We start from the raw sequence: 4,164 nt of genomic DNA, 5'->3' as shown, positions 1-4,164 counted from the left end.
AGTGCTATTTTTGGAGTGAGATTCTTCAAACGCTTAATTTTTATCAAAAATACAATTTTTTATGGTTAGCAAAAACCAAATTAAACTAATTAATAGTTTACAGCAAAAAAAGTACCGTAAGTTACACAATCTTTTCATAGCAGAAGGTAAAAAAGTAATTCAAGAACTTATTGACGCTAATTTTAGTCTTGAACATTTATTTGTAACCAAAACAGATTTGTTTGACAAAAAACACGCTGCAACGCTTATTTTAGATAGTGAACTTAAAAAAATATCGGCTTTAACTACCGCAAATGATTGTTTGGCTGTTTTTGAAATAAAAGAAACCACTTTCAAACCAACTTCTGGATTAGAATTGGCTTTAGACAACATAAAAGACCCAGGAAATATGGGAACTATTATAAGATTATGTGATTGGTTTGGTATTTCTAAAATCGTTTGTACTGAAGAAACCGTAGATATTTATAATCCAAAAGTAGTACAAGCTACTATGGGAAGTTTAGCCAGAGTACAAGTAGAATACACCAATTTAGTTGCTTATTTGAAAGCTACTGATTTGGAAATTTTTGGAACATTTATGGATGGAAAAAACATTTATAAATCAAATTTACCATCTAAAGGAATTATTGTGATGGGTAATGAAGCCAATGGTATTTCTTCGGAAATAGAACAATTAGTTACTCAAAAAATTGCGATTCCAAGATTTGGAAATTTACAACAAACCGAAAGCTTAAATGTAGCTACAGCCACCGCTATATTTTTATCGGAATTTAAAAGAAATAACTAAAATTAAGCCTTTTGACTTTACGACTTTTGACTTTCGACTTAGTGAAACGTGAAGTTAACAAAAACAGCTCTTGTCTGCATCGATTTAATATTTCCTGTCCAAGGAGAATTTGGATCCACATCGCGAATTAATTCATCGCCCGTTCCAAAAACGCCACGGATAGATGGAGAAAATTTAAAGTATTCCAAATATAAATCCAATCCAAAACCTACTTCGTAATTTTGCGTCCAAGTTTTTACACGAAATCGGTTGGCCGAATTATCGTCTGTAGCTTTTTCGTTACTTCCTAAATTTAAAGTAGAAGATACACCTCCTACTAAATATGGACGTACATTTCCAGTTCGTAATGCAGAATATTTCAACAATAATGGGAAATGTAAATTGGCTGCTTTTACTTCTCTTAATTTATCAACACGGTCTTCAATATTTGGATAAATTAAATTACGTTGCGTGGCATAAAAACCAGGTTCGAAACGCAAATCGAAAAATTCTCTTAATCTTAAATTGACTACCAAACCAACATTAAAACCAGTAGCTGGCTTCAACTCAATATCTTTTCCAACCGTTTTATAATTAAATTGATAATTGTAACTGCTAAACCCTAAATAATAACCAAAATGAATTTTTTTCTTCTCAAAATTTTCATCATTTATAATTGGATTTTTACCAAAGGTACCGCCCTGAGCGAAAGACTTCAGTGCGAATAATAAAATAAAAATAAGATATCTAACTTGCATTTTTTACTTTTTTGATGCTGTATAAATTGTAGCCACACCCATAGTTTGAGGTTCGTGCTTTACCTCTATAAACCCAATTTTTCGTAAAATATTGTTTAACGCTTCTCCAAAAGGGAAATTTTGTGCGGAATTGGACAAATAGGTATAAGCGGCTTTATCTTTTGAAAATAATTTTCCAATAGTTGGCATAATAAAATTGGTGTACACATAATACCCTTGTTTAAAAGGAAATGTAGTAGGCACAGACGTTTCTAAAATAATAAAAGTACCATTTGGTTTCAATACACGAAGTATTTCAGAAAGCCCTTTTTCAAGATTTTCGAAATTTCTTACACCGTATGCCACGGTGATTACATCAAAATAATTATCCGTGTAGGGAATTTTTTCTCCATCACCTAAAACCATTTGAATTTTTGAATCTAAGTTTTTATCTGAAATTTTTTTCTTACCCATATCAAGCATACCTTGCGAAATATCTAAACCGATAATTTCTGTAGCAGTGGTTTCTGCAAATAATATAGCTAAATCTCCTGTACCAGTTGCAATATCAAGAATCGACGTTGGCTGTTGAAGTTTTACCATTTGTAAAATCTTCTTTTTCCAGGTAGCATCTGTTCCTAACGAAATTATTTTATTTAATCCATCATAATTTTCGGAAATGGTATCAAACATTTGAGCCACTTGCTCTTTTTTACCTTTTTCGGAATCTTGATACGGTTTTATGGTTTCAGACATTGTTTTGATTTTGAAGTACAAAAGTAATTGAAAATTATGAATTATAATTTACGAATTACGATTTGACTTAATAAAAGTTTGAAACGTAAAATCAAAGGCGTGTTTTTCATCTTTTGGATGCTGTTCTTCAAAAACAAGTTCCCATTGTTCTGGATTTATTTCTGGGAAAAAAGTATCCGCTTCTACAGATGTATGCACGCGAGTAAGTTCAACTTTATCAGCAATATCGATAGATTGTTTATAAATTTCGCCACCGCCAATAATAAAAATTTCTTCGTTTTTTGGACACGCTTCTATAGCTTCTTCTAAACTTGAAACCACTATACATCCCTCTGGTGCAATATAATCACTTTGACGAGTAATAATAATGTGCGTTCTGTTTGGTAATGGTTTTGGAAAACTTTCAAAGGTTTTTCTACCCATTATAATATAATGCTCGGAAGTTAGCGCTTTAAAACGTTTAAAATCATCTGGTAAATGCCAAACCAATTGGTTGTCTTTTCCCAAAGCATTGTTTGTAGATGTTGCGGCGATTAGTGTGAGCATAGTTGAAAATTTAAAGTGCTAAGGTAGTGATTTTGTGAAAATTATTGATTTGAACTTTAATAGCTATTAACGTCCCGTGGATTGGCTTGCCGTTGTGGCATTTAATCACTGAACATCACAAATATAAACAAATTTTATTTTAGGAATTTACTTTCCAAAGTAGCCCAAAACCCACAATGGCGCCAAACTACTGTTGTGTGCTGTTTTTTAATTATCCTTTTTTTTGCCATAATAATTCATTTTTGATAAAAATTATTATTGTTAGAATTAGAAAAAATGCTATTAAAATAATTTCACTTTTCTTATTTCTTATTTTTGATTTATTATAAAAAAACAATAATATTGGTGTCAATAATATTCCTGTTATTATTCCCCAAATCCAACTCATATCCATAACTCTCCTTTCAATTCCATCAACTACAATTATTCCTCTTTTTGGATTTAAAATATTAATAATCCAATCTGTAATTGATTGAAAACTTATGAAAAGTAAAGAACTAAGGACAATATAAAAAAGAGTTCTTTCAATGTACTTATTTTTAGAAAAAAAACTCAAAAGAGTTAAACTGCTAAAAAGTATAATAAATATTTGTGGTTTTACTTTTAGATGATTTTGAAAATCGCCTGAAATGAACAATAATAGAATTATAATAATTACTGTAATTATTATGTTTAGTGTTGATTTTTTCATTCAAAATTAAATTTTTTAAATTGGTTTCTGTGCTCGAAAATAGCACACAACTTGTATATATACTCAGCTTTTTGTTATTTAGTTGAGCATATCCTCCTATTTTCAAATGGCTTTGCTAAGTGATCTTTTTTTTTAAACCGAAACCACTCCTTTAATATGCTCGTGAGGGTCGTAGCCTTCCAAAGTGAAATCGTCAAAAGTGAAATCGAAAATGTTGGTTACATTTGGATTCAATTTCATAATAGGTAATTTTCTTGGTTCCCGGCTCAATTGTAAATTCACTTGTTCTATATGATTGTTGTAAATATGTGCGTCTCCAAAAGTGTGGATAAATTCGCCCGCTTCTAACCCACAAACTTGTGCTACCATCATCGTAAATAAGGCATACGAAGCAATGTTAAACGGTACGCCTAAGAAAATATCAGCACTACGTTGGTACAACTGACACGATAATTTCCCATCAGAAACATAAAACTGAAAAAACGCGTGACAAGGCGGTAAAGCGGCTTTTCCATTCGCCACATTTTCCGAAAACGAAACGGTAGTATCTGGTAAAACAGAAGGATTCCAAGCTGAAATTAACATTCTACGGCTATTCGGATTTGTTTTTAAGGTTTCAATTAATTCGGTAATTTGATCAATTTCTTCGCTGTTCCAATTTCTCCATT

General features: G+C 31.3%; 6 protein-coding genes. 1 reads left to right on the top strand and 5 read right to left on the bottom strand.

Translation table 11 applies throughout. The annotated features are described in order from the left end of the window. Positions 1-61 precede the first annotated feature (61 nt). Positions 62-787, top strand: coding sequence for a TrmH family RNA methyltransferase (locus ABWO04_RS10200; protein WP_353079603.1), 726 nt, complete (start codon positions 62-64; stop codon positions 785-787). A 38-nt stretch (positions 788-825) separates the two neighbouring features. Here ABWO04_RS10200 and porT read toward each other — a convergent pair whose 3' ends face one another. The 5 genes from porT to thyA all read right to left on the bottom strand — a co-directional run. Further along, positions 826-1,524, bottom strand: a complete 699-nt coding sequence (porT, locus tag ABWO04_RS10195) for a type IX secretion/gliding motility protein PorT/SprT (RefSeq protein WP_353079602.1) — start codon at positions 1,522-1,524, stop codon at positions 826-828. A 3-nt stretch (positions 1,525-1,527) separates the two neighbouring features. Then, positions 1,528-2,259, bottom strand: a complete 732-nt coding sequence (gene ubiE / locus ABWO04_RS10190) for a bifunctional demethylmenaquinone methyltransferase/2-methoxy-6-polyprenyl-1,4-benzoquinol methylase UbiE (RefSeq protein ID WP_353079601.1) — start codon at positions 2,257-2,259, stop codon at positions 1,528-1,530. A 48-nt stretch (positions 2,260-2,307) separates the two neighbouring features. Further along, complete coding sequence (locus ABWO04_RS10185; protein WP_353079600.1) at positions 2,308-2,805, bottom strand: dihydrofolate reductase; 498 nt, start codon at positions 2,803-2,805, stop codon at positions 2,308-2,310. Between the two features lie 211 nt (positions 2,806-3,016). Next, positions 3,017-3,496, bottom strand: coding sequence for a hypothetical protein (locus ABWO04_RS10180; RefSeq protein WP_353079599.1), 480 nt, complete (start codon positions 3,494-3,496; stop codon positions 3,017-3,019). A gap of 132 nt (positions 3,497-3,628) precedes the next feature. Further along, positions 3,629-4,164, bottom strand: a 536-nt coding sequence (gene thyA, locus ABWO04_RS10175; protein ID WP_353079598.1) for a thymidylate synthase, incomplete at its 5' end; no start/stop codon positions are given.

The sequence above is a fragment of the Flavobacterium sp. genome, from assembly GCF_040382755.1.
Taxonomy (GTDB): Bacteria; Bacteroidota; Bacteroidia; order Flavobacteriales; family Flavobacteriaceae; genus Flavobacterium.
Note: the sequence above shows the minus strand (reverse complement) of the source record. Positions and strands in the feature narration are given on the sequence as shown.

What these genes read in the sequence shown, in the direction of transcription:
- ubiE (WP_353079601.1), bottom strand. Translation starts at nt 2,259, where the DNA reads ATGTCTGAAACCATAAAACCGTATCAAGATTCCGAAAAAGGTAAAAAA.
- ABWO04_RS10200 (WP_353079603.1), top strand. Translation starts at nt 62, where the DNA reads ATGGTTAGCAAAAACCAAATTAAACTAATTAATAGTTTACAGCAAAAA.
- ABWO04_RS10185 (WP_353079600.1), bottom strand. Translation starts at nt 2,805, where the DNA reads ATGCTCACACTAATCGCCGCAACATCTACAAACAATGCTTTGGGAAAA.
- ABWO04_RS10180 (WP_353079599.1), bottom strand. Translation starts at nt 3,496, where the DNA reads ATGAAAAAATCAACACTAAACATAATAATTACAGTAATTATTATAATT.
- porT (WP_353079602.1), bottom strand. Translation starts at nt 1,524, where the DNA reads ATGCAAGTTAGATATCTTATTTTTATTTTATTATTCGCACTGAAGTCT.